Source organism: Streptomyces violaceus (genome assembly GCF_036014075.1).
In the GTDB taxonomy this organism is placed as follows: Bacteria; Actinomycetota; Actinomycetes; order Streptomycetales; family Streptomycetaceae; genus Streptomyces; species Streptomyces violaceus.
This window is the reverse complement of sequence record NZ_CP107911.1, coordinates 2903477-2927733: the sequence shown is the minus strand read 5'-3', so window position 1 is coordinate 2927733 and position 24257 is coordinate 2903477. Positions and strand designations below refer to the sequence as shown.

General features: G+C 66.5%; 14 protein-coding genes and 1 pseudogene. 6 read left to right on the top strand and 9 right to left on the bottom strand.

Annotated elements, in window-relative coordinates; all coding sequences use genetic code 11:
* Nucleotides 1–49 precede the first annotated feature (49 nt).
* Nucleotides 50–931 carry a non-homologous end-joining DNA ligase gene (gene ligD, locus OG542_RS12890; RefSeq protein WP_328410796.1) on the bottom strand — a complete coding sequence of 294 codons (882 nt, stop codon included), beginning with the start codon at nucleotides 929–931 and terminating at the stop codon, nucleotides 50–52.
* Between the two features lie 63 nt (nucleotides 932–994).
* Here ligD and ku point away from each other — a divergent pair, with 63 nt between their 5' ends.
* On the top strand, nucleotides 995–2041 hold the full coding sequence (ku, locus tag OG542_RS12885; protein WP_456243531.1) for a non-homologous end joining protein Ku: 1047 nt from the start codon (nucleotides 995–997) through the stop codon (nucleotides 2039–2041).
* A 6-nt stretch (nucleotides 2042–2047) separates the two neighbouring features.
* On the opposite strand, the gene OG542_RS12880 is transcribed toward ku, so the two are convergent.
* The 4 genes from OG542_RS12880 to OG542_RS12865 form a co-directional block, all read right to left on the bottom strand.
* Complete coding sequence (locus tag OG542_RS12880; RefSeq protein WP_328410794.1) at nucleotides 2048–3865, bottom strand: rhamnogalacturonan lyase family protein; 1818 nt, start codon at nucleotides 3863–3865, stop codon at nucleotides 2048–2050.
* A gap of 216 nt (nucleotides 3866–4081) precedes the next feature.
* Nucleotides 4082–4582: an Asp23/Gls24 family envelope stress response protein gene (locus OG542_RS12875; protein WP_328410792.1), complete on the bottom strand. Its 501-nt coding sequence runs from the start codon at nucleotides 4580–4582 to the stop codon at nucleotides 4082–4084.
* A gap of 119 nt (nucleotides 4583–4701) precedes the next feature.
* Entirely contained in the window at nucleotides 4702–5142 is a 441-nt protein-coding gene (locus tag OG542_RS12870; RefSeq protein ID WP_328410790.1) for a TetR family transcriptional regulator C-terminal domain-containing protein, read from the bottom strand.
* 32 nt (nucleotides 5143–5174) lie between these two features.
* On the bottom strand, nucleotides 5175–7742 hold the full coding sequence (locus tag OG542_RS12865; RefSeq protein ID WP_328410788.1) for an NACHT domain-containing protein: 2568 nt from the start codon (nucleotides 7740–7742) through the stop codon (nucleotides 5175–5177).
* 911 nt (nucleotides 7743–8653) lie between these two features.
* Here OG542_RS12865 and OG542_RS12860 point away from each other — a divergent pair.
* A complete protein-coding gene (locus tag OG542_RS12860; protein ID WP_408057863.1) occupies nucleotides 8654–9493 on the top strand; it encodes a DUF5655 domain-containing protein in 840 nt (279 codons plus the stop codon).
* Between the two features lie 327 nt (nucleotides 9494–9820).
* Here OG542_RS12860 and OG542_RS12855 read toward each other — a convergent pair whose 3' ends face one another.
* Both OG542_RS12855 and OG542_RS12850 read right to left on the bottom strand, forming a co-directional pair.
* On the bottom strand, nucleotides 9821–11530 hold the full coding sequence (locus tag OG542_RS12855; protein WP_328410783.1) for a recombinase family protein: 1710 nt from the start codon (nucleotides 11528–11530) through the stop codon (nucleotides 9821–9823).
* A 250-nt stretch (nucleotides 11531–11780) separates the two neighbouring features.
* Nucleotides 11781–12062, bottom strand: coding sequence for a hypothetical protein (locus OG542_RS12850; protein ID WP_328410781.1), 282 nt, complete (start codon nucleotides 12060–12062; stop codon nucleotides 11781–11783).
* Nucleotides 12063–12548: 486 nt separating this feature from the next.
* On the opposite strand from OG542_RS12850, the gene OG542_RS12845 reads away from it, so the two are divergent.
* The gene (locus OG542_RS12845) at nucleotides 12549–13388 is read left to right on the top strand and encodes a BRCT domain-containing protein (RefSeq protein ID WP_328410780.1); all 840 of its coding nucleotides are present in this window, start codon (nucleotides 12549–12551) and stop codon (nucleotides 13386–13388) included.
* A gap of 421 nt (nucleotides 13389–13809) precedes the next feature.
* Nucleotides 13810–19224 carry a sacsin N-terminal ATP-binding-like domain-containing protein gene (locus OG542_RS12840; protein ID WP_328410778.1) on the top strand — a complete coding sequence of 1805 codons (5415 nt, stop codon included), beginning with the start codon at nucleotides 13810–13812 and terminating at the stop codon, nucleotides 19222–19224.
* A gap of 340 nt (nucleotides 19225–19564) precedes the next feature.
* Here the strand turns inward: OG542_RS12840 and OG542_RS12835 are convergent, their stop codons facing one another.
* Together OG542_RS12835 and OG542_RS12830 are read right to left on the bottom strand one after the other, a co-directional pair.
* Nucleotides 19565–20245 (bottom strand): helix-turn-helix domain-containing protein, encoded by a 681-nt coding sequence (locus OG542_RS12835; RefSeq protein WP_328410776.1) that lies wholly within the window; start codon nucleotides 20243–20245, stop codon nucleotides 19565–19567.
* An 873-nt stretch (nucleotides 20246–21118) separates the two neighbouring features.
* Nucleotides 21119–21301 (bottom strand): annotated as a pseudogene (locus OG542_RS12830) (dihydrofolate reductase family protein); the annotation flags it as partial.
* 492 nt (nucleotides 21302–21793) lie between these two features.
* Between OG542_RS12830 and OG542_RS12825 the strand changes: the two are divergent.
* Together OG542_RS12825 and OG542_RS12820 are read left to right on the top strand one after the other, a co-directional pair.
* On the top strand, nucleotides 21794–23236 hold the full coding sequence (locus OG542_RS12825) for a DNA phosphorothioation-associated putative methyltransferase (protein WP_328410774.1): 1443 nt from the start codon (nucleotides 21794–21796) through the stop codon (nucleotides 23234–23236).
* A 61-nt stretch (nucleotides 23237–23297) separates the two neighbouring features.
* Complete coding sequence (locus OG542_RS12820) at nucleotides 23298–24149, top strand: hypothetical protein (RefSeq protein ID WP_328410772.1); 852 nt, start codon at nucleotides 23298–23300, stop codon at nucleotides 24147–24149.
* Nucleotides 24150–24257 lie beyond the last annotated feature (108 nt).

Here is a 24257-nt window from a genome sequence, read left to right as displayed (position 1 = left end):
CAGGCAGGCCCGTAGCCAGGCGACGGGGCGAACGTCGCCTGCCGGGGCACTAGGGCAGCGACCCGGCCCGGTCCGGATCCAGCAGCGCAGCCAGCAGATCGCCGTAGTCCTGCACCCGTGGTGCGAGGTCCCGCGCATCGAAGTCCAGCCGGTCAGGCGCCCCGCACTCCTCGATCTCCTCCCAGGTCACCGGGGCCGAGACGGTCGGCTCGGGGCGGGCCCGGAGGGTGTAGGGGGTCGCCGTGGTCTTGCGCGCGGCGTTCTGGCTCCAGTCGACGAAGACCTTCCCGGGGCGCAGGCTCCGGGTCATCCGGTGGAGCGCGAGGCGGGGCATGGCCTTCTCCGCCTCGACGGCCAGTTCCTTGGCGTACTCGGACACCTGCTCGGAGGAGGCCCCGCGCACGGCGGCGAGCAGATGCAGGCCCTTCGAGCCGGAGGTCTTGGCGTAGGCCTCGATGCCGTCGTCCGCGAGCCGCTCCCGCAGCCACAGCGCGACCTCGCAGCACTGCACGACGCTCGCGGGCGCCCCCGGATCGAGGTCGAAGACGATCCGGTCGGCCTCGTCCGGCGTGCCGACGAGCCACTGGTGGGTGTGGAACTCGGTGACGAGGTTGGCCGCCCACATCAGGCTCGGCAGGTCCTGCACCAGGACCATCCGCGAGGGCCCCTCGACCCGCGGCACCTCGGCGGTGGTGACCCACTCGGGCGTACCCGGCGGCACGTTCTTCGCGAAGAACACCTGCCCGTCCGGCCCGTCCGGGTACCGCAGGAAGGACACCGCCCGATCGCGCAGATGGGGCAGCAGGACCTCGGCGACGGTCGCGTAGTAGTGCAGCACCTCGCCCTTGGTGAAGCCGGTGGCGGGATACAGCACCTTCTCCAGATTGCTGAGCGCGAGCCGTCGCCCCTCCACCACTGTGATAGGCGCCATACGATAAGAATCCCACGCGAACCAGGACGAACACTCCCGAGAGTGACCGGAAGGGTGCTGCACGTGAGATCCATCTGGAACGGCGCCATCTCGTTCGGGCTGGTCAGCATCCCGATCAAGCTGGTGAACGCCACCGAGAGCCACTCGATCTCCTTCCGCCAGATCCACACCGAGGACGGCGGCCGTATCCGCTACCGCAAGTTCTGCGAGCTGGAGGACCGCGAGGTCACTCAGGGGGAGATCGGCAAGGGCTACGAGGACGCGGACGGCACGGTCATCCCGATCACCGAGGAGGACCTGTCCAGCCTGCCCATCCCCACGGCCAAGACGATCGAGATCGTCGCCTTCGTCCCGGGCGACCGGATCGATCCGCTTCAGATGGACGCCGCGTACTACCTGCAGGCGAGCGGCGCCCCGGCGGCGAAGCCGTACACGCTGCTGCGGGAGGCGCTGAAGCGCAGCAACAAGGTGGCGATCGCGAAGTTCGCCCTGCGCGGCCGGGAACGCCTGGGCATGCTCCGGGTGGTCGGCGAGGCCATCGCGATGCACGGTCTGCTGTGGCCGGACGAGGTCCGTGCCCCCGAGGGCGTGGCCCCCGACACGAACGTCACGGTCCGTGACCAGGAACTGGACCTGGCGGATGCCCTGATGGACACCCTGGGCGAGGTCGACCTGGAGGATCTCCACGACGAGTACCGCGAGGCCGTGGAGGAGGTCATCGCCGCGAAGGCCGCCGGCGAGACCCCGCGCCAGGCCCCGGAACCGGCCAAGGGCGGCAAGGTCCTGGACCTGATGGCGGCTCTGGAGAACAGCGTCCGGGCGGCCCGCGAGTCGCGCGGCGAGGAGGCCGACGACCACGCCGAGGTCAAGTCGCTCCCGCCACGCAAGACGGCCCGCGCGGCCCCCAAGCAGACCGGCGGCAAGAAGTCCACGTCCGCCGCGAAGAAGACGGCGGCCAAGAAGACGACAGCGGCCAAGAAGTCCACGGCGAAGTCGGGGCAGTCAGGGCAGTCAGGGCGGTCGGGGCAGGGCACGAAGAAGACGGCGGCGAAGAGCACCGCGAAGAAGACGACGGCGAAGAAGTCGACGTCACGCAAGCGCACGGCCTGACCCGCCTCAGGGCGCGTACGCGATGTCAGGCCGCGGCGGCCTGCTCATGCCGGCCCCGAGGAAGTAGTCGACGTGGTGGGACTGCATGTATCCCTTGAACGTCATGGCGTTCCGGTAGGCCGGGTTGTGGGCCAGGGTGTACAGCCGGTGGCTCGTCGGCTGGTTCGTGGTGAAGATGATCAGCTCGTCGTAGGCCGCGTTGGTGTATACGGCCTCCTCGCGCCAGTCGCCGAAAATGTCGCCGACGAGGGTGGGACCGCCCTGGGCGGCCTTGACCGCGCCGTGGTTCCAGGTGCTGACCAGCCGGGGCAGGCTGCCGCTCGGCGCCGGGCGGGCCGGATCCCATTTCTCGATCTTGCCGTCGTTGAGCAGTTCCATGGTGAGGTCCCCGTCCCACCACAGCCCCAGCTGCGGCCAGGGGCGCAGCGAGGTGTCCGGCTCGGTGAGCCGGTTCGTGGACGCGTTGTACAGGCCGGAGAAGGACCAGACCTCCATGCCGGCGAAACGCGGGTCGACATCGCCCGCCATGCCGCGTCCCACGTCGCCGGGGCCGCCGCCGTGCCGCCAGATCACGTTGCCGTTCGCCGCGTCGTAGTAGTACTCCAGCAGCCCGCTCGGGTTGTCCTGCTGCACGCCGTAGCCCTCCAGGCCCGGACGGCCCGGGTCCAGGTCGGCGAGGTGGAAGCGGTCGCCGTGGATGATGCCCTGAGGTCCCATGGAGTAGCGCAGCGAGCCGTTCCCGTTGAGGACGAAGCCGATCTCGGCCACCTCGTCCGTCCCGTCGCCGTCGATGTCGACGGCGCGGGTGTTGTGCCCGTCGGGCGCGTCCTGGCCGCCGCGCTGCCATGTCCACTGGCGGTCCAGTGAGTCGCCGTCGAACTTCCAGGCGCCCATCATCACGTTGAAGGCCCCGCCGTCGCGCCGGTTCTTCATGTAGGCGACCAGGCTCGGCGTCGTGCCGTTGAGATACGCCACCCCGAGGCGCGCGGCCATCGGGCCGTCGGCCAGGTAGGTCGTCGGTACGGCGGACCAGTTGCGGAGCGCCCCGGTCCGGCCGTCGAGCACGGCCATGAACTGACGTGCGTCGTTCTCGTGCGTCCAGGTCGTCCCGTCGCCGAACCTGACCCCGTTCGCGACCCGCAGGGCGACCTCCGCGCGGCCGTCGCTGTCGAAGTCGTAAACGGTGACGCCGTCCCAGTGGCCCACGTCGATCGCGGACGACCCCGGTTCGATGCTGTCCTGGTTCCGGCTGTTCGGCCCCAGATCGACCTCCCACAGGAAGTCGCCGTCACCGCTGTACGCCTCCAGCTTCTGCGGGGAGGTCTGCCGGTCGACGACGTAGTCGTACTCGCCGTCGCCGTCGAGGTCGCCGACCCACACGAACTTCACCGCACCACCGGACCGTAACGGCACACGCACCACGGGCTCCACGGCGTGGCCGGCCGTCAGCGTGAAGGCCCCGCTGGGTGCCTGCTCCTGGCCGCCGACGACCGGGGTCACGCGGTAGCTGTTGGCGCGCGTCAGATCGGCCGTGGTGTCGGTGTAGTTCGTCCCGCCGGTCAGCGCCCCGGAGTTGAGCTTGACGTACGCGCCCCCGGCCGTGGACCGGTACACGTTGAACCCGATGCCCTCCGGGTCGAGCCCCAGCAACCGCCAGGAGACGAGGACCTGGCTGCCGCTGGACCGCACCGCCACGACCCCGCGACCGAGGTCCTCCATCACACGTGCGGCCTTCACCTGCGGGGCGGGGCTCGCACCGGCGACGGTGAGCGTGGCGCAGACGGCCAGGACCGTCGCGGGTATCGCGGATATCCTCATGCGCATGACAACTATGCCTCCTTCGGGTGTGGGCGGTTAAGCGCTTTCACAGCCGTGATGGAAGCACTGAGCTGAGGACCCGTCAATACTGGCGGACAGGTGGCATTGGTCGCCCGTAAACGCTTGCATGGGGCATGGCCGGTACACGGCCCCAGCTCACGACGGGGCACCACACTCGCGGCGCCCCGGAAAAGGAACAGAACCGAGAGGAGCCGGGCTCTCTCAGGTCACGCGCCGCTGCTCCTCCCGCTCGGACTCGTCCTCCTCCTCGTCCGGCAGATGTACGTCGTCGACGGCGATGTTGACCTCCACGACCTCCAGGCCGGTCATCCGCTCCACCGCGTTGACGACGTTGGTCCTGACGTCCGACGCGGTGTCGGTGATGGCGGCGCCGTACTCGACGACGAGGTTGAGATCAACGGCGGCCTGGCGCTCGCCGACTTCCACCTTCACTCCCTGGGTGACCCCACTGCCCCCGCCGGGCACCCGCTGGCGCACGGCCCCGAAGGCCCTGGTCACCCCTCCACCGAGGTTGTGAACCTCCGGAATCTCGCGGGCGGCCATGCCCGCGATCTTCGCCACGACGGTGTCCGCGATCGCGGTGCTTCCACGGGTGCCAGGGGAGGTGCTGCTCCCTCTGCCGCCCTGCGGTGCCGTGGCCCCCTCCTGCTTTCCCGTCCTGGTGCCGGGAGCGGTGTTTCTGCGCTGTGTGGTCTCCGTCATGACCGTCACCTCGATGCCTCGGTGCGGGGATATGAGCAGCGTCGTTCCCCTCTACGGTAGAACAACGGTGCTTATGGGGCGAAAGTCATCTAAATACCCCCACGGCCCTCCACGGCCCCTCACTGCAGCAGATGGTCGACGTGGCGCTGGAGGACGGCCAGCGCCACCTCGGGGGAGTGGTGCCCAGCCAGGACGTGGACGGTGAGTCCATCGGCCACGGCGAGAAGAGTGTGGGCCTCCTGGACGGCGTCGAGGTGTGCGGGGATCTCCCGGGTGTCCTGGCCGTAGCGGATGAGCCACACGATGAGGTCATGGAGCTTGCCGTAGGTGTCGCGCAGGACGGCGGGCAGGCGCTCGCCGGCCGGGGCCCGGCTGACGAAGGCCAGCCAGACATGCGCCTGCGTCTTCGACGCCTCGTCCAGCAAGGCGAGTTCGGCCAGGGTGTGTGACAGCAACGTGGATGCCGCCTGCGGGGTGGAGGCCGCGGCGATGCGCTGGGCGGGGGACCAGGTGCCGTCGAAGACGACTCCGACGCCGTGATCACACCACCGCAAGATCATCTCAGCTACGGCCAGCCGTTACGGGACAGCCTTTAGCTGTCGCAATACCCAGTCGCGGAGCTCCGTTTCCCACTGGTCAATAGTTGCGCATATGCGAGCAGTTCGTGACGCTGGTACGCATGAATAGTGGGTTCCTGGGCCATGGCAACGATTAGTCGGCGCGACTGATCACGGTAGGGGGCGCCGAGTTCGCTCAGGGCTTCGGCTGCCGTACTCCGGTCGTCGAATGAGTTCGACTTGTCGGTCGCAACTTGTAGCAGTACTGCAGCCACGCGATCCAGATGCTCGCTGTCAAAGTCCAGTAGCGTCTCCGCTGCCTGAATTCGGTTGCCAGGGCTGGCGTCAGGCGAGTTAATAGTGTCGAGTAGGTGTTCGATTACGTGTTCAGTCCACTCTGGCGCCGTGGCGTGAAGGGCCTCGATGAGGGCCACACGGTCCAGGATGGAGACGAACTCTAGGTTGCACACCAGCGAGCAGAAGAGCCAGTTGTCGTCACTCGTATTCGGCTTGTCATCGCAACCGAGCGTGCTGAGCAGGTGCCTGATGGCGGACTGTTCGTCGATGCTCCATGGCTCGCCTGTGAGCGGCAAGTGAGCGTCCGCTTCGGCGTCAGCGGGGGATGGCATGGGGTCTTGTTCTTCGAGGTATGCGCGGGCCTGCGAGCCGGATATCTGACTGGCGACGCGCCGACCCGCTGCCGGTAGGCGGGGGAGGGCTGACAAGAAAGTCTGCAGCTGAGCTGGTGTGTAGGGGCTGCCTTCCGCCATCAGGACTCCTGCGACATGCTGATGCCCTGGGCTGCCCTGCAGCAGCCAGGTCAGCAGCGCCTCCGTTTCTAGAGGGTGCTGATGGGCGTAATGAACGAGTACTGTGCGATGGTCGCGCCCCTTACGCCCCGCCATACGTGCAGCCTCGAAGGTGAACGTCTGCCACGTCTTGGAGTTTCCGTCGAAGTGCTCGGGGAGTTCCATGGCGCGAGCCTCCGCCGCAAGGAATTCAGCAAAGCTCGCATGTAGGAACCGCATCGACCCCTTGATTACAACAAGGAGCCCACTCGAGGCCAGCAGGGCTGCGACGTACTCACCCCAACCGGGGATTCCTGTCTGGGCGCGCGGGCCCACTTTCAGACGCAGCCACTCGAGCGCGGCCGTCAAAGGATTGAATGCGGCCCGCTGATCGGATTCGGCAGAGTGGCCTGCCGATTCGGAAAGGTTTCGCACCGTCTGAGTTGCGACATGCCGCAATAGGTCGTCGAGGTTCTCTTGGAGGAATTGGATGACTTCCAGAGCCCATGGGGCCCTGCCTGCGTGGGTGCGCATCTGACTGAACAGGCCTTCGCGCTGTGTCGCCTTCGCGCTCGTGAGATACGTCCGATATTGATCGAAGAGGGCGTACTGGTTGTTGGGCAATCGCTGTCCCGGCCATGCTTCGAACACAGCGGCGGCTACGGCTGCCAGCAACGGGACTGCCATCAGGTCGTACAGTTTGGCAGCGTCGATCTGCGCGAGGAACTCACGAATCTGACGATGTCCCAGGGCATCTGCTCCGAACCAGCGCTCAGCGAACGTCTCAAGTTGTGAGCGGTCGAAGGGAACCATCGTAAAAACGAGGAAACCATTCTCGGTGAAGCGGTCCCGCTCCACCGGGTGCAGGGGACGGCACGATGCGATGATCTTAACTCGACCACCATGGCCGGCTTCGCCCCTCGCAATGGCGGTGAGTTGGTGAGCGAGGCGGTTACGGGCACCCATGGGAATCTCGTCGAATCCGTCCACCAGGAGTAGCCAGGAGTAGCCCTCCGGGAGCAGTCCATCCGCGGCATCAACGAATCGCCGCTCACTGTACTCAGTCCCGCCGAAGACGAGCCGAGACAACTCACGGTCGACCCCACCAGGCCCGGTGGCTAGTTGCTCAGCAGTTGCCCATACAGGGACGCAGGCGTTCTGCGCGAGCGTCGCGTTGAGGAGTTCAGCGGACAAGTGCCCGGCAAGTCTGGCGAGTAAGGTCGACTTGCCGCTGCCCGGACCGGACTCCAACAGAAGATGGCAGCTGGCGGGATCTTCGAGGACATCTTCAATGTGCCCTCGCCTTCTTTCTGGCGTCGGTTCATCGGCTTCTTGTGATTCGTCCAGCTGCTGCTGAACATGGACCGCTGACAGCGGTCGCCGCGCGCCAGTGCCATCGTGGATGACGTAGGGCCATGCCTCTCCCCGTTCCACCTGTTCCGTCAGGAGTGGGAGGAGGAAGGTCGGAATGGGCATGACCGGAGCCCTGACGGTGTTCCGAACAGGTTGAGCCGCCTCAAGTAGCTCGCTGAGGGAACGACGAGCAGGAATCGACTCGCCGGCCCACCGCGACCAGAGTTGTACCAGGGCCCAGAGCTTCGGCTCGTTGACTGGAGTGGGCGCTTGGCGGCTCATCGGTTCATCGGCCAGCCAGTTACTCAAACGGCGGCCATCCAGATCAACCTCAAACTCGCTTTGGAGCACCTTCGAGGTCTCACGACGTGAGTACGGAAGGTTCTGTCGAGTCCGGTTCGCCTTGGCCCTGCGTTCTAGATCGCGCAGGTAGGTGTGGAGAGCGCTGTCTGAGTGGTCCACGTCCCTGCCCTTCTCTCTCCCTGGCGGCCCTTCCCGCTGCCCGCTGCGGGCACCGCCGGGCAGCCCACGAACTGCAGCGTAAGAGCGCTGCCGCCCGGTTCGCCCGCACTTCCTCACGATTCGGTCCGGGAGCCCGCATCGTCTGGAAGCGAAGGTGCAACGCCATCCGGGAGGGACCATGAATCGCAATAAGAGCCACACCATCAAGCGCCTGTACCGAGCCGCCCTGTTTGCAGCAGTTCGTGGTGCAGCCGCCACGGCTGGGTCGTCACTGGTCGCCGTTGCGGTGTTGGCATTCCAGCGATGACAGGTGCCGGGGGCTCAGTCGGTTAAGGCGTTGTCTTTGGCTCGCCGAATGCGCCCCCGACTGTGAGGCAATAGATGCGCGCACGCACGCAGCTTTTCTGCGGCAGACGAGCGGCGGTGTTGCCGATCGTGGGGCACGACAGCCGAGGTAAAGGCGTCCTGGGGCGTGTCGGGGTGTGTCGCGAACGCTGAGAGGCAACGAGGGAGGGCGGGAGTCAGTGAGACTGACTCCCGCCCTCTTATCTCGGCATCCGCCCTGGTCAGCGTGTGCATTCTGCTGATCTTCGGCGAGTGCCCCCGGCAGGATTCGAACCTGCGCACACGGCTCCGGAGGCCGGACAGTTCCCAGACGTTTTTGCAGGTCAGCGGACTATCTGACTGAGTTTTAGCTGCCCGGTCCCGCGCATGTCCCGCGATCTCGAAATATCCCATTTTGGCCCGCTTGTGTCGATTGCGGGTTCCTGGAGGTCTTGGGGCCTGGGCGGCGAAGTGCCCGGAAATAGATCCGACAGCTCCTGCGGTTGAGTATCGGCCACACTGGCTGCGCGGGAGGGGCGGTGCTGGACCTGAAGCTTTACAACACGAAAGGCGGCGTAACAGAGGTCATGCCGCGTCTTGCTGATGCCGAGGCCGATGTGCAGAGCATCGTCGAGGGCAACATGGAGAAGCTGCTCGGGGTCCGGTTCCTGGCGAGCGAGTACAGCACCGGTCCGATCCATGGCGGCCGGATCGACTCGCTCGGCATCGACGAGAACGGGGCGCCCGTGATCGTCGAGTACAAGCGCGGCACTGATGCAGGCGTCATCAACCAGGGACTTTTCTACCTGTCCTGGTTGATGGATCACCGGGCGGAGTTCCGGTACCTGGTCCGCGACCGACTCGGGGCTGCGGTCGCGGCGCAGGTGCTGTGGAGTGCGCCCAGGCTGATCTGTGTGGCTGGCGACTTCACCCGCTATGACGTGCATGCCGTGCGCGAGCACCGCCGCAGCATCGACCTGGTCCGCTACCGTTTTTTCGGCAGTGAGCACATTGGCCTTGAGACCGTGGCCTCCGTCACCGGACATGCGCCTGCCACCAGCGTGGCCGGTCGACGCGTGTCCGTGGTGTTGAGCGGCCGAAGGCGAGACAGCGCAATGAAGGAGCTGGCCGCAGCGGTCGACGAGGTCCTGCTCGGCCTCGGGGACGGCATCACCCGGGTTCAGCGCAAGACCTACTGTGCCTACCAGCGGCTGCGGAACTTCGCATGTGTCTGTCCGCCGCAGCAGACCAAGCTGCTCGTCTACCTCAAGGCCGATCCGCAGGGGGTCGACCTCGTTCCTGGCTTCACCCGGGACGTGACGGTACTCGGCCACCATGGCACTGGCGACCTTGAGGTGCAGCTTCGTACGGAGCGGGACCTGGAGCGCGCCAAAGACCTGTTCCGCCTCAGCTACGCCGGGGTGTAGCGGCTCCGCCAACGGCTGGTCGGGTGGAATGTGGAGTTGTGGGCTGTCGTCGTTGGGGTGCCTCTCGACGTGGGGGTCAGGACGTGGCGGTGGACCATTAATGGTGCGGAGAATCCCCGGTTTGGCTAACCGGGGATCTGCGGCTACATTCCCCCGCTTCCTCGGCAGTAGCACCCCGGCTTCAGCGCGAATCGCGATCCGGAGTCTGGAGAGGTTCTGTGAGTGTGTGGACACTGGCCAGCATCCTCACCGGTCCCGATGGGACCGATCTTGTGAGCGGGACTGGTCCTGGCGGGGCTGGCGATGTGCTGGTCTGCGTCATCACGCTCAAACGGAACGGTCGTGCTTGTCTGCTGCTGCATGCTCCGGGAACGGAAATATGGTGCGGGCGCCCGATTTTTTATTCCATGGCCCCGGCTCGCGGGCGGCGGACAACAGTCCGTCAGCCAGGCAGCCCGGAATCGTCACCCGCAGGGTCAACTCTTCGCGGGGCCGGCAGTAGCGGACCTCCAACCCGAAGGCGCTGTAGAGCCGCCGCTGGATCTCCTCCGGGACCAAGGAAAGGTCCACATCGAGATGCGGGAGCGCATTCAGCGGAGCCGCGATGTCGGTGGGGCGTACACCCTGGTTCGGCGCTCGAAGGTGAGCCAGTTGTTCGGCAAGTTGTTCACGCTGGGCGCCCACTGTGGAGTGCTCCCGGCGGATCGCTTCACGAAACTGTTTCTCCTGACCCCGATCGAGACCGTCGGCCTCGCCGTCGCCGAAGCCGCCGGCGAGGGTGGGGTTGAGACGGGCCTGGCGCTGGCCGATGGCACTGATGGCGCGCTTCGGTGCTGCCCGCTCGTTCGCGGTGCGGTCTCCGGAGCCACTCGCGGACTGAGCGGCTCTGAGTGCGGCTGTGAGGTGGTTGTGTCGATCGGGCCTGAAGATCCTCGTGGCGAAGAACCGGGCGATGGAGGTGACCAAGATCTGTTCGCGGATCCACAAGCTCTTGGGGTGATCAGGGAACCACGGCTGATCGCGATGTTCGTTGGGGTCGGGCTGGCAGGCGTAGTAGGCGATCTGGTGGCGGGTCTTGCCGAACATGCGGCGGTCACAGATGTCGCAGTAGACGTACGACCGCAGGACGTAGGAGCGCTTGGTGGCCGGGTGCGCGTTGGCTCCGTGGGCGCTGCGGGATCCCTGGCGTTTGCGGCCCACGGTGGAGACGGCGTCGAACAGTTCCTTGGTGACCAGAGGCTCATGGGCGGGCCGGGGAGACCACACCCAGTCCCGCGGGTCGTTGTAGCGGCCGCCCTTCTTCATCGCGCGGCGGTTCCAGACCTGGTAGCCCGTGTACTTGGGATTGCGGAGGATTTCACGCACGGCGGATCCGCTCCACCGCCCCAGGGCCACATCGGGACGGGTCGGCTCCGGAGGCGGGTACGCGACGAGGTCCAGGTTCAGACGGTCGGCGATGGCGTCGTAGCCGAGCTTGTCCAGCCCGCGGAGCTGGAAGATGTGGGTGACCGCTGAGGCCCGCAGCGGATCGGGGATGAGCCGGTGCTTGGTACGGCCCTCGGCTCGGCGAGCAGGGACGGGGTGGGGCACTTTCTCCGCCCGGTAGCCGTAGGGAGGCTTGCCCACGTTCCACCCCTGGGAGACGTGTTCGACGAAGCCATCCCAGGACAACTCCAGCATCTGCAGCACATACCACTCGGAAACAGCCTGCTTGACGCGCCGGGTGAGGGTGGGTGTGGCGCGCTTGGCCCTGGGGCCGGTAATGATCGGTTCGTCGGCGGTGCACAGGGCGACTCCGGCTTGCTCCAGCTCGTATTCGATCTTGGTGCCGAAGTAGGTGCGGCGGGCGACGCGTTCGATCGACTCGCAGATGACGGCAGCGAAGCGGCGGTCGGGGCGCTGGGCTTCTTCGAGGAGATCGGCGACGCTGCCGTCGCGGGGGATAGGGATCTTGAAGTTCTGGTGGGCCAGGGAGCTGCCCCGCTCGTGCAGCTCCTTGCGGCCGGACTCGACGTCGTAGAAGTGGGCGACGATCACCCAGCCGGGCGGCAGCGCGGTTCTGGCGTTGCGCAGTTGCCGGGGCAGCGAGAGCGTGGGGTCCTGGGCGGCCTCCGTGGAGGTCCGGCCGAGCCAGGCCACCGGGACGGACACAGGGAGTGCCGGTGCGTCCGGGACTCCGTCGGTGGCCCAAGGGCGTCCGGGTACGGGAGGCGCCCAGGACGACCGCGGGGCGGGCGGGGTGGCGGGCATGTGGTGTCCCTCTACCATTTGTTACGTGCGGGGTAGCTCAGGTCCGGCCGGCTTCTTCCTGTCCGCTTTCCGGTGGGGCGTTGCGGCGGGCGTAGAGCCACTCCAGCACCTCGCGGATCGCGGCATCTTGGCGCTGAGCCAGAGCCTGAGCGTCCTCGCCGTCGACAGCGACGTACTCAACGATCACCCGCGGCTCCTCGGCTGAGCAGGGCTTTTCCGGGGTGACGCTGACGGTCGCCGTCGGTGGAGGCTCCGTCTCGGCCGTGTCGTCAAGGCTGCCGTCCGACGTGCCGGCTAGAGGGCGCGAGAGGTGGTTCACGATTGCTCCGGTGACTACAAGGGCCCAGCCCTATTCTGATGGTGACCAGTTAATAGGAATTCCACGCGGCGCATTGCCGCCGTCTAAACGGCTGGTGAGAACTCCACTGAAGACAATTCCGCGCCCCAGTCCGAGATAACCCCGGAACCTCAAAAGTATTCTCGGCTCTTGCTGGATCGGGCAGGGGAAGTTGTTGGGCCTGAGGCTGTTCAGCGCCATGGCGAGGGCGGCCGACCTTACCTCGGACTGGTGTTCGTGTAGCGAGGGTACGGCCGCGGTCGGCGGGGGTGCACTGGAGGCCAGCGGGGCTACAAGGGTGGAGTGCGATTCGGAAAGTTGGCATTGCCGTGCCACGAAGACGGTTGACTTGGTCCCCAAGGGGGACGCACCCCGGACGCGGCGCCGTCCTCATGATGATTGCCTATCGCCCAAGCGGGGCCGGATGGCAGTGCGGCAAGATGCACGTGAGGACGCGGAGGGGGTCTCATGGACGGGAAACTCTGTGATGGCTGGGTCTACTCGCTCAGCGGGCAAACGCTCTGTTTCACGGGCAAAGTGCTCATAGATGACGAATGGGTAATCCGAAAGGACTGCGCGGACATTGCCCAACAGCTTGGTGCGAGCTGGAAACCGGACTTTTCCCGCAAGATCACAGTCTTCGTGCACGGCGATCTCGCTAGTCAGGCCGTGACCGACGCTCACCGCGAGTACAGCAAGAAGCTCGTGCGCGCCGCATGGGAACGCGACCGGGGATACCACGTATGCGTCGTGGATGGGGATGGCTTCGCAGACCTTATCGGTGGCCACCCCGCGCGTTGCCGAGAGTTGCAGAGGGCGCGGGGTGCATACGATCACGTCCTCGTCTTGCCACAGGCTGGGGATGGGATCTTGGGCGGCCCACTTCGGCGACACACAGTCGGGCACCACGATTCTGGTGCGCTGGCCCTCGACCTTGCCCACCTCGACAAGGGCACTGAGGCACACGAGTCGACGATCGCGGCACTCATCGAGTACCTGTCCCGCCAACACATCGAACTCCGCGCGCACGCTCGCAATGCCCCTCGATTCGACGCGGGATGGTCACGCGATGATGACGTCTTCATCGCCGAGGTAAAGAGTTTGACTGGCGCAAGTGAGGATCAGCAGATTCGACTGGGGATCGGACAGGTTCTCGACTACGCCCATCAGCTTCAACTGGCAAGGACATATGGTCGAATACGTCCCGTCCTGGTGCTGGAGAAGCAGCCGACCGACCCCAGGTGGACCTCACTCGCTGAGGCCAGCGGGATCCTCCTGACATGGGCCCCGGGTTTTGCAGGGTGCTGAAGCCTCAAGATCCTCCCGCTGGGGCGAGTGGCAACGCCGGGGTCAGCAGGTGACTGATGCACGAAGGGCCGTCGACGTGTTCTCGACGACGCATCATGCGGAGTGCGTTGTCATCCTCGAACCGGCCGCGAAGAGATCCTGACCTGCAGCTTTGTACGTGCGCATTATGTGCAGTGTGGGTGTAACGGGCGTTATCTCGACACTGTAAAACGACGCGCATTCTGACGGAGTGCCAGGTGCTTCGTGTTGGTCCGTACCCCTGGGACTGCAATAGCGGTTCCCTCGCCAACCCACCGCCCATCATGAGCCGAGACCACCTGCTACTGGTCGAGAGTCGACCCGCTCATGCTTCTCTTAAGGCCGTCCGTCTCGCCTGGTGCCCCGCTAGAGTCCCTGCATAGACGGGGCAGAGGGGGCATACGTGGCTGCTGTCGACTTGGGTCAGCTTGGGGAGACGTGGGCGCTGCGGGGGACCGATGGCTCAGTTGGCTACGGCAGCGAGTTCGCCGCACAACTGATGACCTATACCCGGGAGGTACTGGACGAGTGGCAGCACACTCGTAGGTGGCAGCCGGGCAAGCAGCTGCGCGGCCTCTCCCGGAGCACCGCTCGCGACTACAGAGGGCGCTTCCTCCTGGAACTGCTGCAGAACGCTCATGACGCGCACGCCGATGACCGGAGCGACGGGCGGGTGCACGTCCTACTCGACGAGGACGAAGGCGAGCACGGCACCCTCTATGTCGCCAACGCCGGCAACCCCTTCACCTGGGACCGTGTGGATTCTGTGTCGAAGCTCTCCTGCAGCGACAAGGTGGTGGGCGAGGGAATCGGCAACAAGGGCGTCGGGTTCCGCAGCGTGTTGCAGATCAGTGCCGCACCCGAGATCTACAGCGCCAGGCCCGATGGCGGCACCGCGGCCGTGCTAGACGGATACTGCTTCCGCTTCGCCACGCCCGACGACCTGAACCTGCTGCTGGCCGACGCCGAGCTGGTGCGCCGGGCGACCGAGGAGTTTCCGCCATTCCAGCTCCCGTTCCCGGTGTCCGCGGTCCCCGAGACCTGCGCGAAGCTGGCCCTGGCCGGCCATGTCACCGTGATCCGGCTGCCCTTGCGTAGCGAGACGGCATGCGGCGAGGTACGCCGGCGGATCGATGAGCTGGCCAGCTCAGGCGCTCCGCCCATGCTGTTCCTGGAGCGCCTTGAGTGTCTGGTGCTGGAACGGCGTGCCGTTGACGTGCACGAGCGGACCGAACTGACGCGCCGCGAGGAGCGCCTGCCCGCGATGCTGGACGTTCCGGCCGCAGGCGCTGCACCGGCTGTGTCGCTGACGCAGGTCGATCTCGGACCGGCCGGCCGATTCGTGCTCGTACGCGGCACGGTGCCTGCTGCCAGGCTGAGGGCCACGGTCGCGGAGGCCGTCGACGACGAGGGGCTGGACGACTCCTGGACCCAGTGGTCCAAGCCTGCCGTCATCGAGATTGCCCTGCCGGTCGCGCCAGCCTCATCCGGGCGTGTGTACACCTTCCTGCCGCTCGGCGACGACGTGACCGCTCCACTGGCCGGCCATCTCAACGCGCCGCTCTATACCAAGACCGACCGCACGGGTTACGACAGGGAACACCCGCTCAACACCATGCTTCTCGATGCCGCGGCGGAGACTTGTCTCACCGCCGCCACGGCGCTCCGAGACAGCGCAGCACCTGACGCGACCCGGTTGGCGGTGGATCTGGTGAGCTGGCAGCCGAAGTGGGCCGCGCGGCTGGCCGCTGCCTCCCGGCGTATTCAGGGGCGAGAGCTCGCTGACACACCGATCGTGCCGATGCTCGGCCCTGCCGGATCCTCGCCGGCGTGGGCAGCGCCTCGAGCCGTCGTTCTGTGGCCTGAAGTGGATCTGTCGGTGCTCACCGCCCGGGCGGCATGTGAAGCTGGCCTGGCGGTGGTCGACACAGCTCTGCCGCGCGGCCCGCGCGCACGCCTGGCCAAGCTCTGCGAAGCCCTGCGATGCCCGCTGGAACCGTCAGCGGACGCACTCGCCGGCCACGTCGAGCGGATCGCGGCCACGCTGCCGCTTCCTGGGCCCGACGACCCCGTCGATGTGTGGGACGGCGTGTACGCGGATCTGCCCCACCTCTTCGAAGGCCGCGGCCGGGTGCTGCAAGGCCGCAGACTGCTGCTGACGGCCGACGGGACGTTGGAGCGTACGAACGGCACGGCAGCGGTCGACTCCGCCTCTGCCAAGGAACGCCGCCGATCCCGGCGCCAGGCGTTCTTCCCGCCAGCCAGGGGCCTCTCCGGTCTCTCCGGTGCCACGGCCGCTCCCGACGGCAACCTGGCGGTACCCCCAGCCCTGAGCAAGCGGCTGTTCTATCTGCACCCGGGACTGACTTGGATCGAAAGCGAAGGGCAGGTCCGCCGGCAACAGGCCCGCCTCTTCCTGGAACAGCACCGTCTCGTACGCCGGTTCGACGTGGCGGGCCTGCTGGAGCACGTACGGCACGCACTCTCGCAGAGCAAGGACCGAAGGCTGCGCGATCAGGCCCTGCGCTTCGTCTTCCATCTGCACTGTTCTCGTCAGTCCTCCGGTGCGCTGCGCCTGCGCGACCTCGGTCTGTACGTGCCGTCGGCGGACGGACCGCTCATCCCGGCGGCCAGCGGCAAGTTCGGGCCGGGATGGTCCGGCTCCATGGGGGAGGATCTGGCGCGTGTGGCCCAAGAGGGGCGCGAGGAGAGCGCGTCCCTGCGCTCGCTCGCCCGGCAGTTCATCGCGATGCCGGACGCGTTCGTGCGCCGTAGGGAGACAGAGGCCGACTGGCGGGCGTTTCTTGCCGAGCTCGGCGTCACCGACGGCTTCCGTCCGGTCTTCACGACTACCGCCGACACCACGGCGGAGGGTTCGCAACTGACACCGGCCCACCTGGTGCGCATGGCGAAGGTGCCCGTCGCCGTCGCGGGGCAATGGCAGCCGCACATCCACCGCAACGGCGAAACCGCCCAGTACCCCTACACGCCGTACAAGGGGAGCCCTGCCTGGCGGCTCCCGGGCCAGGAGATCGTCGGCCAGCTGAGCGAGCCCGCCCGGCTCGCCTTCGCCCGCCTCCTGCTGCACGGTCTGCCGCGCTGGCAGGCCAGTTGCTTCACCAGCACCTGGCTCAGGGACCGGCCCGGCAACAAGGACCCCCAGGAAGTACCCACCCCGCTGGACGCCTTCGTACGGGAGCAACCCTGGCTTCCGGTGCGTGGCCGCGGCCGCACGGTGCGCTTCGTACGCCCCCGGGAAGCCTGGCACTGCCCGCCCAGCATGGAGGAGGAGCCCCTTTTCGCGCCGACGATCGCTCGCCAGGTGAGCTCCCTGCTGGAATCTCCGGAGGTGGTGGCGAAGCTGCGGTCGTACGGCCTTCCGACGTGGAACGACCCCCGGGACAGCGACAGGCTTGTCGCGGCCCTGGCCGACTTCGTCGCCGAACGCGCGGTCGGGCCCGAAGACCGCCCTGCGGTGCAACGCGCGAACGAGTACGCGTGGCGGTCCCTGGTCACCCGAGCCCGCACGTCCGCCGCGCCCGGCAGTCCGCCCTTCACCCAAGGCGCCCTGCTCGCGGAGTCGGGAGAGCTGCTGACCGCCGTGCCCTTCGCCGACCTGCGCGACGGGAACAGCACGCTCTATGTCACAGACGAACGGGCAAGCGTCAAGACCCGCATCGCCCAGGAGATGGAACGCCCGCTGCTCGTGGTGCCGGGCCTGGCCAGGGAGATCGTCGATCTGCTCGGGCGCTGGGGAGCACGGTCGGCACGTCATGTGGACGAGGCCCGGTTGGAAGTCATCGTCGACGAGGAACCATTGGACCGGTCGGAGACTGGGACACAGCTCGTCTCCGTCCTGACCTGGCTGCCTTTGGTGCTGGCGGCCTTGGCCGATCACAGTCCGACAGGGATCCGGCCGACCGAAACGTCCCTTGCGGAGCTGGTCGCGGGCGTCCGGCGGATCGGCTCGCGCACCTACCGGACGCTGGAGATCCGGCTAGACGAAGAAGAGGTGGCGTTGCCGAGCCGGCTCGGCGGAGTCCTGCCGCTGCCCGACGACGACCGCCCTCTGCTCCTGCAGCGGGCCCAGCCCGAAGACTGGAACGGGGTGGCCCGGATCGCCGAACCCGTCGCCCACCTGACCGGCCGCCCCGACCTCGGTGTCCGGCTGAGACTGGTGGCCCGCGAGCTGGAGCACCTGCACGCCGATCTCCGCGAGCCGGGGGAGGAGGAGCTCGGCCAGGCACTCGGTCTGTCCCCGAACCAGTTCGCCGAAACCGTGCAGCGTTACGAAGGCACAACCGCCGCCGTCGTCCACCGCTGTTATCCGTTCCTGGTTCACTTCCTGGGACGTCGGCGGGGCGACGCCCTAGTCGAACCACCTCCCTGCGACACCAGGGAGTTCCAGGAGGCGCTTGAGGCACACGCGGCGGAACTGCCGGTGGAGGCCAGCATGCTCCTAACCAAGGCGCGGCGGGCACGCGACATCGACGAACTGCGTGAAGTGCTCGGCGTCGGGTTCGCGGAGTTCAATGCCACCCTGGCCGGGCTGGCTCCTCCGCACACTGTCATCAGTCACGCGGATTCCCACCGGGAGGCGATCGAGAATCATCTGCAGCGGCATCGGGGAGCGCTTCTCGACCGTCTCCGACTGGCTCGACTCCGGCGATTCGATGCCCGTGAGGTCCAGCCGGACTGGCGGCAGTTGCGCACGCTAGAGGGAATCGAACCCCCCGCGGAGTGGAACACCACGCTGGAGACGGCGACACCGCAGCAGGTAGGCGCTTGGGTGGAGGAGGTCCTCGCCGAGCGGCTGGGCTCGCGACTACCAGCGGAGGGCGCGGACCTCCCTGCCTATACGGCCCTGCTTCCCCGGAACCGAGCGGCCATCAGGACGGTCGTACCCGACCTGGTTGCCCTGATCCGCGCCTGCCACCTCCCGCTGCCCGCCGCACTCGACCAGGGAGATCCGGCGGAGGCGGTGACTGAACTCCTCGACGAGGCCGGCGCGCTGGACTTCCGTCTGCTCGGACCCGATGACATCGCCGCCTGGCTTGCGGCGCTCGGGCACTGGCCCGCTGGCATGCATGTCAGCGCGGACCCTGCCGTCCAGGGCGTGACAGCCGCCGAACTCGAAAACGGCCGTACGGCTGCCGACTCGGCACGGGCACAGCGCGAGCACCGCCAGCGGATCGTCACCATCGGCGGGAAAGAGCTCGATGTACACACCGGTGACTTCGGCGAACTCACCGCCGAGCTCCAGCGAGCGCTCGATGCGGATCCGCAGCTCCTCGGCAACCGCAACGTCTTCGCCTCGCTGACTCCCGTGGGACCGGGGCGACGGGGAGCGTCGGCCGCTGGCCGTGGTGGCGGCAGAGGAGAGCCCCGAAGGCTGTCGGCCGCGCAACGAGAGGCGATCGGCTACGCCGGAGAATGGTTCGCCTATCAGTGGCTCTGCCGAAACTACTCGGCCACTAACGAAACCAGCTGGGTATCGACGAACCGCAGGAAGTTCTTCCCCGGACTCCCTGGGGACGACGGGCTTGGGTACGACTTCCGTGTCGGCAGCGGCCGTCAGCCCTTGCTGTTCGAAGTCAAAGCCAGTCAGGGCGAGGGAGGCCAGATCGAACTCGGCGAAAGCGAGGTCCGGGCGGCCCAGCGGAACACCGGCAGCGACCGCTGGCGGATCCTCATGGTCACGTCGGTCCTGGAACCCTCCCGGCTCCGGGTGGCGATGCTTCCCAATCCCTTCAGCGTGCGAGGCCGCGATCTTTACCGGGAGGAGGGCGGCGCGCTGCGCTTCTCGTACCGCCTGTGAGAACAGCTCAGCTTGCCCCTCCACCCGTCCTGCCCACAGTGGCCCCAGCGCTGGTCATACCGCACGAAGCGGCGCTGTGGCCGCGACGGCGGCTAGCGGGCTCGGCTGGCTCTCAGGGCCATTGCCGGAACGGAACCAGCGCCGCAGCGCGGAGCTGGGCGGTGCCCAATGGCTGTGTGGCGGTCGTATGGCGGAGCACCGGTTCGGTCGGCGAGTTATGATCACAGCCTTCTGTAACGCGCTTTTTTCAGCCGAGAACGGACCAATAACGTCGCTGCGCACGAGTCAGACCCATTTTTCTCTGTAAGTGAGTCTGACTCGTTGACACGGCATCAATGCCTCAGTCGCTCCAGGGAATCCCATAGGGCTTCAGAAGCCGTTCGGGCTCACGCCCCAAGTACTCGCGCGCGGCCGGTGATCCATCCCGGGCTGCCTGCCGAACGTTTTCCATCCGCGCGATACGCCAGGCCGACTCCCACTGCGGCCACTCCTCCTGGGGAACATCGCTGACCGCGAGAACGGCAAACATGATCGTTCGCGTAGGAGAAGCACGTCGAGTGACGAAGTTGTGGAAGGTGGAACGACTGATCGGCTGCTCAATCACACCTTGAGCAGCCAGGCGCTTGGCCTTCTCTTCTGCCTTTCGGTAAGTGAGCCCAGAGAGCGCGTATTGTGATACGAGCGCGTTCCATAGGTCAGCAGGTGTCACCACCATGTCCCGTGGAGTCCTCTTCTCACCCTGGAGCATCTGCCTGATTCTGAGCTCCCACAGTCCTTTTCGATGTAGTCGTCTGCCGGCGTTCACGTCGGCGCCGCATGCCCGGGCGATCTCCTCGACCATCTTGAGCGACGGCAACGTGGTGCCACTGACCGCCCTACTCAGAGTGGACTTGTTGACCTCCAAACGTTCTGCCAGCTGCGCATAGGTCAAGCCCGTTCGTTGCCGCTGTTCGCGTAGCCAGCGCGCCAGTTCTACAAGCGGAGATGGCTGCTCGGGCAGCTCTCGCAGCTTTCGCCCCATCGGCAATCACGGCCGGAGGGCAGGGGCGACCAGGTCCGGTGTGCCCGCCCTGAACAAGGTCGAGATCACCGCCATTCCGCCGAACATCTGCAGTACGTCCGCCACTGGGTGCCCCAGGACAACCAGAACTGCGGCGAGCGTCATGGCAATCACCACGATGACGACTACCTGTGTGCTCGGGGATTCGGGTGTCTCACGGGCCCCGTGAACAACACACTCGAGATGAGATGTCCTGCCAGCTGCCATTGCACCTCTTCCTTTCCGCCCTGCCTGTTGGCCTGAGGGCCGTCTTGCGCCACGTCCCTGCGAGGCGCCGTGCGCCCCATGTTCAGCGCGTTGACGACCTCAACGCCACCCGCGTTGTTGCGCAGATGTCCAACACCTGGACTGCAACAATCCGTCTTGGCCACCCGGAGGGTTCGTCAGCTTGGAAAGAAAAACAGCAGGTGAGCGACTTGTCGAAATGGCCCAGGCGTTGGGATCCTGTCAGGCTGTCCACGAAGCCAATGTGGTCCACATCACTGGCTCCATGCGTGCGCTCACCTTGGCGACATGCCAAGTCTATTGTCGAGAGCAAGACTTGGCGCGCACTCAGCAAACCCCGATCACAGAACCAAGCCACGACGAGCCCTTCCGAGGCTTGTGGACCACTCCTGGACACGGCCCAGCCAACGAGTCGGCTGCAACCCCGGGGTCGAGCAAGGTTCAGCTAGTCTCCTGCGCCAGTGGCTGGTCGTCAGTTGTGCTGAGACTGCTGCTGGTGGTGCGTCGCGGTCGGCGCCCGAATTGCCTCCGCACGGCTCATCTCCACTGCACTCATCACGTCCCTCCGCCTCAGCCACCGTGACGCGACGCGTGATCGCCCGGATGGGTCTAGCGCGCCACGCGGTAGCGGAGGTAGACGACTCTCGAGCTGAAGGTGCGGGTCTCGACGAGTTCGAGATCCACCCGGCGCTCGCGCTGGGGAAAGAACGGAATGCCACCGCCGACCAGCACCGGGTCGACCCTGGCCCGGTACTCGTCGATCAGACCCAACGTGGCCGCCTCGGCGGCGAGAGTCGTCCGGCGGCGTGCTGGTGGGTCCGGATCACGCAGATCGTGGAGTCGACGTTCACCATGCACCCGATGCGACCGCGCGCGTTGGCTCGCGCCTGGAGCTTGGTGAGCAGCCCTGCCCACACTCCCGGGCGCTGCCAGCGGCGGAACAAGTCCGTAGATCGACTGCCAGGGCCCATAGCAGGGCGGGAGGTCTCGCCACGGAGCCACTCGCCGGCACCGGTCACCGAGATGCTGCTGGCCGGTCAGTCCGAGATCCACTGGCGCTTGTGGGGAGTGACCAAGCCAGCGATTGGTGAGAATGAATCCCCGGCCGCGGTCGTGGCCCCGGGCACTGCTGCAAGGCCCGCCATGAGGGCAATGGCAATCCCGGTGCTCCCAACTGACTTCGATGGGTCGGCAGGCAGACACGTGATCCGGATCGCGGGCGGTGTCAGCGTAAAGTTCGGTGCTGTCGCATGCTGGCCTGTCCGTGGATTACAGGGGACGTCGATGACGCAGCAGCTTTGGAGCAGCCGGAGGCATCGCACCGCCATCGGCCGTGTCGGCCTCTCGCTCCCGGCCCGACGAGCCGTTAGTGATCTACAGCTGAAACCGGGCATGGGAGTACTGGACTACGGGTGTGGACGGGGCGGCGATGTGCGTTCACTCCAGCATCTCGGCTTCGACGCCACGGGGTGGGATCCAGTGCATTTTCCGGAGGGGGAACGCGAACCAGCTGAAGTCGTCCTTCTCACCTATGTTCTGAATGTCATTGAAAATCCCACTGAGCGGCGCGAGACACTCCTGCGTACCCGGGACCTCGCCAAGTCGGTGCTAGTAGTGTCTGCGCGGTTGCGGTGGGAGCGCAACCAGATCAAGGGTACGGAGTACGGCGACGGCATTCTCACCCAACGTCGTACCTTCCAGCGCCTCTACGCGGCCGGCGAGCTTCGCGAATACGTCGAGGAGGCGACGGGGGTGCGCTGTGTGTCGGCAGCGCCTGGCATCGTCTACGCCTTCAAGGATGATGAGGCCCGCCTCAGCTACTTGGCTCGCCAGATTGCTCCCGATGGCGAATGGCTGGCATCTGAGGACACCGCGTCGGCGATCACTTCCGTCGTTGATCATCTCGAACAGCGCGGTCGTATGCCTCAGCTGGAGGAGATGCCGCAGCCGATCATCAGCCTCCTCGGCCACCTGCGCCCCGCCGAACTGAAACGTCTTGCCGAGCAGGAAGCCGACCCCGTGAAGGTGGAGCGGAGCGCAGAACGGGGCGCTCGCGACACTCTGCTATTCCTCGCTTTGGAACTGTTTCACGGCCGAGGCCCGGTTAGCAGCTTGCCGTTGCCTACTCAGCTGGACATTCGCGCCTTCTTTCCCTCCTACACGGAGGCGTGCCAGCGAGCGGACCGCTTGCTGTTCAAGCTGCGCGACGACACATACGTCCGCCGAGCCATGAACGGATCGATCGCCGGCAAGTTCACGGCCACGGCACTGTACGTTCACCGCCGGGCGCTCCACCGGATCCCGACCGTGCTGCGGCTGTACGAACAGTGCGCGAGTATCGCTGCCGGCCGCCCGGGTGAGTGGTCCGTCGTCAAGCTTCGGCACCAGGGACGCGGTGTCAGCTGGCTTGATTACCCCGAGTTCGACGCGGATCCCCACCCACGTCTCGCGGCGTCGTACGCCGTCGACCTGACGACCCTCAAGTCCTCCTTCACCTCGTACGCAGACTCGACCAACCGCCCCCTTCTGCACCGCAAACACGAGTTCCTCGCGGAGGACGATCCCGATGCGCCCAAGTACCGGCGTCTCACCGACGCTGAAGTACGCGCCGGCCTCTACGAGAGCCCGCACCTGATCGGTACGGAAGAGGGCTGGGAACGTGAACTCGTCCGCTGTGGACGGGCATTGCGGGGGCACCGGCTGGTGCGGCGCCCCGACACTGACTGAGCCTCGCGTCCTGTGCTTGGCCCCGGCGTGGTTCTCAGCGGCGAGTGAGACGCTCTCCTTTATGACCACCACTCGTACGGCGGGCATCTGCTCGCCCACATACCGAAGACTGCCGACTCTCGCGCTGGCTTCACCCGAGGATCATGTCCGGGAGCTGACCGACTGGGTGGAGCATGCTTCGGTCGTGCGGGGAGGGACGGCGGAGCGGCGGGCGTGGAACAGCGCATACAAGTGGCTCCGGCTCGCCCAGGGGCTGCGAACCATGACCTTCAACATGTCGTACGACGACGGGGGCATGTGCTCGGCGGGCGGCGACTTTGATGTCGTCTGGTCGGAGATGATGGAGGCGTGGCAGCCGCACCTTGTGCGGCTCGGCTATCTTCGGGCGGCACTCGAGGGGTTCGCCCGGGTGCTGCATCCGGATGGCTCGCAACCCGTGGCCGCCATTGAAAGGGCAGAACACCAGCTGTTTGGACGACCCGATGCCTGGCCAGTGCACGCACGGGAAGTCGCCGAACACCTCGCCACACACACCTCGGTCAGGGCCGACGGCACCGACGCGGTCGTCGCGTCAGGCGTCGCGCAGGCGATCCACGTGCACCGGCAGACAGCGCATGGCCTCGCGGGTATTCCCGAGCCGACCAACGACGCAAACATGCAGATTTTCGCCGCTGGCTACGACGAGATCTGCGCCGCCAGGGAGGCGTCCACGGTGGTCTTGCTCGGGATCCAGATGCTGTTGGGAGCAGCGGTGGACGAGGGGAGTGCCGCAGCCTTCGACGACAAGTACCTCCTCGATGGGATGTGGATCCCCGATTCCTCCGGTGGCAGCCGATGGGTGGACGACGAGATGCCCTACAGCGAGTTCCTCGCAGTTCTGCACCTCTCTCCCGGAGAGCCACCGGAGTTCTGATCGAGGTCCTCGCCATCCTCCGGCGGCGGATCGTTCCGGGCCAGGTATGAACGCGAGCGGGGGACGGAAGCTCGGCTCCCGCCCCCGCTCGTGCCCCTGTTACCCGCG